The organism is Pseudolysinimonas sp. (assembly GCF_031389465.1).
Taxonomy (GTDB): domain Bacteria; phylum Actinomycetota; class Actinomycetes; order Actinomycetales; family Microbacteriaceae; genus Pseudolysinimonas_A.
Window position 1 is genome coordinate 1 of sequence record NZ_JANMSQ010000111.1, and the last position, 5,801, is coordinate 5,801.

The window sequence follows — 5,801 nt, forward strand, 5'->3', positions numbered from 1 at the left end:
GCACCTCGCGCGTCGGATCGCTCAGGATGACCTGCGGCAACTTCTCGTCGCGGGCGAATTCCGCGTTCACTCCCGGCTCATCCCGTGAGATGCCGATGACCCGGTAGCCGGCCTGTTCGAAGACATCCATCCGGTCGCGGAAGTCGCAGGCCTGGCTCGTACAGGCGGGGGTTCCGGCCTCGCCGTAGAAGTACACGATGGTCTTCGACCCGCGGGTGCTCGACAGGGTGAACGGCTGGCCGAACTGGTCGGGAAGGGTGAAGTCGGGGGCGAGCGAACCCGCTTCGAGACGCACGAGATCACTCACGGCCGTCATGCTATCGTTGTCCCTCGGCCCGCTCGTTGGGCCCACGCACCTCTAGCTCAATTGGCAGAGCAACTGACTCTTAATCAGTGGGTTCCGGGTTCAAGTCCCGGGGGGTGTACGGATTCGGCTTCGATCTCTCTCGCCAGAGAACGGAGCCGTTTCTGCGTCCGCGCCTAGAGTGGCGCTCGTGGACGCCGACTACCTGGGTAAGAATCTCGCGGTGTGGCAACGCAAGTCGAGCGACTTTGCCGAGTGGGCTCCGAGGGCATGGGCGGCGGAGGACATCAGTTGGGGGTTCTGGTCGATCCCTGACTCCGAGCTGCGGGTGCTGCCCGACAGTGTCGAGGGTCTCGACGTCATCGAGTTGGGCTGCGGCACGGCGTACATCTCGGGATGGCTCGCACGGCGCGGTGCCCGTCCGGTCGGCATCGATCTGTCTCCCGCTCAGCTGGCGACGGCCGCCGCGATGCAGGAACGCTTCGACCTCCGTTTCCCGTTGATCGAAGGCAATGCCGAGCGAGTGCCGCTGCCCGACGAGTCGTTCGACCTCGCCATCAGCGAGTACGGGGCGTCGATCTGGTGCGACCCGTACGCGTGGATTCCGGAGGCATCCCGCCTGCTGCGGCCGGGCGGCACGCTCGTCTTCCTCGTCAACGGGCTGCAGCTCATCCTCACCACGCCCCTGGATGCGGGCGACGACGACCCGGCGACCGAGCGACTACAGCGACCCTCATTCGGTCTGCACTCGACCGAGTGGGACGACGGCTCGGTGTCGTTCACGCTCGAACACGGCCGCTGGATCCGGCTCCTGCGCGAGAACGGCTTCGACGTGATCGACCTTCTCGAGCTGCAAGCGCCCGAGCACACCACCGCAACTCCGGGGATCGTCACCGCAGAGTGGGCCCGCCAATGGCCGGCCGAGGAGATCTGGGTCGCCCGCAAGCGGTGACCCGAGGCTCCGCTACTTGATCGTCGGAGGCGTGTCGCCGCCCGAGAGGTCGATGGTTCCGAGCATCGGGCCGTCGTCGACGAACATCGCGAGCTTCCGCTTGCGGGCGCGCTGCACCAGCCCACCGCCGACGAAGGCCAACACCAGCCCGATCCCGCCGATGATCGCGAACACGAAGTCGAGGTCACTGAGCCTCCACCAGATGCTGTCGTCATCGTTCACCACAGCGATGAACGGCACGATGAAGTAGACGAACGCGCCGACAAGGGCGAGCGCGATTCCCACCAGGACCAGCAGGATGCCGCCGATCGTACGTCCGACGGCGACGACCGCCGGAGCCTCCTCATCGACCGATTCCGAGCCCGGTCCCATCGAAATCGTCACAGTCCCAACCTACTTTCGAGGTCATCCATCTGGATTTTCGCCTCGGCGAGACCCATGCCGGTGCGTTCCTTCCACAGCTTGATCGCCGTGATCTTCTGGCCCGAGCGCAGCGCGTCGACGATGTCGGCGGGCGGGGCGTCGAGCGAGAGGGGTTCGCTCGGCACGGGCGTGCCCGAGCGGTAGTACAGCTCTTCGACGAGCCGGGTCAGGTGCGCGACCTGTTCCTTCAGCACTGCAATGTCTTGCTGATCACTCGCCACGACGGCCTCCCGCCGCCAACGTAGCGGAGGGAGGCCGTCGCGTGAAACGGGGTGCTACTTCTTCGTGCCCGTTCCGGGCACTTCGCCTTCCATGGCGTCGTAGCCCTCCTTCTGCGGGTCGCCGTGCAGCCCGCCCGAGAGCGCGTACTCCTCTTCGGGCGAGAGCACCAGACGGGTGCGCCCGACGAGGGCGAACAGCGCAATCCCGACGATGAACACCACCGCGAAGGTGATGACCGCCGTGATGAACGCCGAGTTGAACAGAATTCCGAGCAGCGCACCGACCGCGATGATCCCTGCGACGACGGCACCGGGCACGCCGGTCGGGCTCACATACGGACGGTTCGCGGTCGGGAATTTGCGGCGAAGCACCACGAACGAAATCATCTGCATGATGTAGGAGATCACCGCGCCGAAGACCGCGATCAGCAGGATCACGCCGGCAGCCGTTCCCGAAGCGTCGGGGTTGACCATCGGGATGACGATGAGCACCGCGATGAGCACCAGGAACCCGAGCACGCCACCCACGACGAGCGCGACCCAGGGGGTCTGGGCCTTGCCGGTGAGTGACAGGAACTTCGGGTAGTAGCCGGCCCGCGACAGCGAGTACATGTTGCGCCCGTAGGCGAACATGATGCCCTGCAGCGAGGCGAGCAGTCCGATGAGCGCGAACAGCGCGAGCACCGCGGCGAGGTCTTCGCCGAGGATGACCCGGAAGCCCGCGAGCAGCGGCTCACCACTGTCGAGCCCCGCCGAGATCGCGGCCGTTCCGGTGACAGCGGGGTTGAGGAACAGCACGACGATTGCGAGCACCGCGAGGGTGACGACGCCGAGAACGCCCGCCCTCGGGATGTCCTTCTTCGGGTTGTGCGACTCTTCGGCGGCGAGCGGTAGCTCCTCGATGCCGAGGAAGAACCAGATCGCGAACGGCATCGCAAGCAGGATGGCACCTGCTCCGAACGGGAAGAACTGACCGGCTTCGCCGCCTTCGGGCGCGAGGTCGAGCAACCGCGAGAAGTCGACAGATCCGGTCGCGAAGGCCGAGATCGCGAAGAACGCGATGACCCCGATCGAGATCAGCGCGACGACGAGAGCGAACCGGAAGCCGATTGCGGCACCGAGCGAGTTCAGCCCGATGAAGACGATGTAGAGGATGACCCACCAGATGTAGTTCGGCAGGAACACTCCGTCGGCGTCGTTGGTGAGCGCGACGATCGCCGAGTCGGCGTAGACGCCCGAGAACCATACGATCACAGCCGTCGTGACCACGTATTCGACAGTCTCGGCGAGACCGGTGATGAAACCGCCCCATGGGCCCATCCCGGCTCGGGCGAACGAGTAGGCGCCGCCGGTGTGGGGCATTGCCGCACTCATCTCGCCGATCGAGAAGATCATCGTGAAGTACATGACGATGATGATCAGCGTCGCAATGAAGAGCGGGCCCCATCCCGTCGTCGACAGCCCGACGTTCCAACCGGAGAAGTCGCCCGAGATGACGGCGGCGATGCCGAGGCCCCAGAGGCCCCAGACTCCGGCGGTTCGCTTCAGTTTGCGCTTCTCGAAGTACTCGGCGCCTGCGCTGGTGTACTTCACACCTGCGGCGCTCTTGGTCTCTGCCATCACGGTCCTTCCGATTCCAACGGTGGGGTACGTGGGCGACCGGGAACGCCAGCGTCCACGCTTGCGGACGACTATGGCCCTCATTGGTACTTGGTGTCTACCTTTGGGTGTTAACGACTCGTTACATCTGCTGAGTGGTGCCCGCGCCACCTAGGCTGTAATGGTCGAATCCGCGACCGCGAGGAGAGGCACCGTCGATGACCAGCAAGCCCACCGGCTCCGGGAACCTGACGCTCGAAGAGCTCAACCGCCTCATCGACAAGCGTGACATCGACACCGTCATCCTTGCCTTCTGCGACATGCAGGGCCGGTTGGTCGGCAAGCGGGTCGCGGCTCGGCTGTTCCGTGAGGATGTCGCCGAGCACGGCGCCGAGGCGTGCAACTACCTGCTCGCGGTCGACGTCGAGAACGACACCGTCGGGGGCTACGACATCTCGTCGTGGGAGACCGGCTACGGCGACATGGTGCTCGTGCCCGACTTCGACACCCTCCGGCTCGTGCCCTGGCTGCCCGGCAGCGCGCTGGTGATGGCTGACTTGACCACCCCCGACGCGGTGCCCGTCGCCGTGTCGCCGCGCGAGATCCTCAAGGCACAGATCGCCCGGCTCGCCGAGAAGGGGCTCGTGCCGTTCGTCGGCACCGAGCTGGAGTTCATCGTCTTCGACGACTCGTTCCGCGCGGCGTGGGCGAAGGGCTATCGCGAACTGATGCCGGCATCCGACTACAACATCGACTACGCCCTGCTCGCGTCAACCCGCATGGAGCCGCTGCTGCGCGACATCCGGATCGGCATGGAGGGGGCGGGCATGTATTGCGAGGGTGTCAAGGGCGAATGCAATCTCGGCCAGCAGGAGATCGCCTTCCGCTACGCCGAAGCGCTCGCCACCTGCGACAACCACACGATCTACAAGAACGGCGCGAAAGAGATCGCCGACCAGCACGGCAAGTCGCTCACCTTCATGGCGAAGTACAACGAGCGCGAAGGCAACTCCTGCCACATCCACCTCTCGGTGCGCGGCACCGACGGCTCGGCGGTCATGGCCGATGGGCGCGGGATGAGCAAGCTCATGGAGCACTGGATCGCCGGTCTGTTGCACACGATGCGCGAGATGACGCTGTTCTTCGCACCGAACATCAACTCCTACAAGCGCTACGTCGAAGGATCGTTCGCGCCGACGGCGGTCGCGTGGGGGGAGGACAACCGCACCTGCGCGCTGCGCGTGGTCGGCCACGGCCAGGGCCTGCGCGTCGAAAACCGGGTGCCGGGTGGCGACGTCAACCCCTACCTGGCGGTCGCCGCGATCATCGCCGGCGGGCTGTACGGCATCGAGAACGAACTCGAGCTCGAGCCGATGTTCACCGGCAACGCGTACGTCTCCGACAAGCCGCGGGTGCCGTCGACGCTGCGGGATGCCGCCGATCTGTTCGCCGGGTCGGCGATCGCGAAGGCGGCATTCGGTGACACGGTCGTCGCCCACTACCTCAACAACGCGCGCATCGAGCAGAAGACCTACGACGCGGCGATCACCGACTGGGAGCGGGTGCGGGGGTTCGAGCGACTGTGACCGCACCGAAGCCGGTGATCGGCTTGACCACGTACAAGCAACGCGCGCAGACCGGAGCGTGGGACGTCACCGCGGCGTTCTTGCCCGCCGTCTACTTCGAGGCCGTGCAGCGCGCGGGCGGCATCCCCGTGCTGCTTCCGCCGCAGCCGGTGTCCGAGGAGGTCGTGCGGCGGGTACTCGACGGCGTCGACGGTCTCATCGTCACCGGGGGAGCGGATGTCGACCCCGCCCGGTACGGGCAGGAACCGGGCGAACACACCGACCAGCCGCACCTCGAACGCGACGCGTGGGAGGACGCCCTGCTCGGCGCGGCGATCGACCGCGAGATCCCGTTCCTCGGCATCTGCCGGGGGATGCAAGTGCTCAACGTCAATCGCGGCGGCTCGCTGCACCAGCACGTGCCCGACATCGTCGGCGATGACCGTTACCGCATCGGCGGCGGGGAGTTCGCGACGAACGTCGTCGAGACCGAACCGGGAAGCGAGCTCGACGCCCTCGTCGGATCGAAGCTGCCGGTCAAGAGCTACCACCACCAGGCGCTCGACACCGTCGGCTCGGGTCTCAAGGTCACCGCTCGCACCGACGACGGCATCGTGCAGGCGGTCGAACTCGAGGGTGTGCCGTTCGGGGTCGCCGTGCAGTGGCATCCCGAAGAGGACGCGGCCGAAGACGCGCGCCTGTTCGCCGGTCTCGTCGATGCGGCCCGTACCTATGCG

Annotated in this window: 7 protein-coding genes and 1 tRNA gene; 4 read left to right on the top strand and 4 right to left on the bottom strand. The window is 66.2% G+C overall.

Annotated features, from left to right (window positions below; genetic code table 11):
- Positions 1-307: peroxiredoxin (locus RMO30_RS04275; protein ID WP_309709954.1), on the bottom strand; the 307-nt coding region annotated here is incomplete at its 3' end.
- A gap of 45 nt (positions 308-352) precedes the next feature.
- On the opposite strand from RMO30_RS04275, the gene RMO30_RS04280 reads away from it, so the two are divergent.
- Positions 353-425: transfer RNA gene (locus tag RMO30_RS04280), tRNA-Lys, on the top strand.
- Positions 426-494: 69 nt separating this feature from the next.
- Entirely contained in the window at positions 495-1,256 is a 762-nt protein-coding gene (locus RMO30_RS04285; protein ID WP_309709956.1) for a class I SAM-dependent methyltransferase, read from the top strand.
- Between the two features lie 12 nt (positions 1,257-1,268).
- Here the strand turns inward: RMO30_RS04285 and RMO30_RS04290 are convergent, their stop codons facing one another.
- The 3 genes from RMO30_RS04290 to RMO30_RS04300 are packed head-to-tail and all read right to left on the bottom strand — an operon-like array spanning position 1,269 to position 3,520.
- Positions 1,269-1,640, bottom strand: coding sequence for a hypothetical protein (locus RMO30_RS04290; RefSeq protein ID WP_309709961.1), 372 nt, complete (start codon positions 1,638-1,640; stop codon positions 1,269-1,271).
- On the bottom strand, positions 1,637-1,900 hold the full coding sequence (locus RMO30_RS04295) for a hypothetical protein (protein ID WP_309709964.1): 264 nt from the start codon (positions 1,898-1,900) through the stop codon (positions 1,637-1,639). The genes RMO30_RS04290 and RMO30_RS04295 overlap by 4 nt, the downstream gene beginning before the upstream one ends.
- Before the next feature lie 54 nt (positions 1,901-1,954).
- Positions 1,955-3,520, bottom strand: coding sequence for an amino acid permease (locus tag RMO30_RS04300; RefSeq protein WP_309709967.1), 1,566 nt, complete (start codon positions 3,518-3,520; stop codon positions 1,955-1,957).
- Positions 3,521-3,717: 197 nt separating this feature from the next.
- On the opposite strand from RMO30_RS04300, the gene RMO30_RS04305 reads away from it, so the two are divergent.
- Together RMO30_RS04305 and RMO30_RS04310 are read left to right on the top strand one after the other, a co-directional pair.
- Positions 3,718-5,085 carry a glutamine synthetase family protein gene (locus tag RMO30_RS04305; protein WP_309709970.1) on the top strand — a complete coding sequence of 456 codons (1,368 nt, stop codon included), beginning with the start codon at positions 3,718-3,720 and terminating at the stop codon, positions 5,083-5,085.
- Positions 5,082-5,801 (top strand): gamma-glutamyl-gamma-aminobutyrate hydrolase family protein (locus RMO30_RS04310; protein ID WP_309709973.1); only part of this gene is annotated, 720 nt, incomplete at its 3' end. The genes RMO30_RS04305 and RMO30_RS04310, both read left to right, overlap by 4 nt.

Excerpts from the sequence above, each read along its gene's own strand:
- RMO30_RS04300 (WP_309709967.1), bottom strand. The coding sequence starts at position 3,520 with ATGGCAGAGACCAAGAGCGCCGCAGGTGTGAAGTACACCAGCGCAGGC.
- RMO30_RS04305 (WP_309709970.1), top strand. The coding sequence starts at position 3,718 with ATGACCAGCAAGCCCACCGGCTCCGGGAACCTGACGCTCGAAGAGCTC.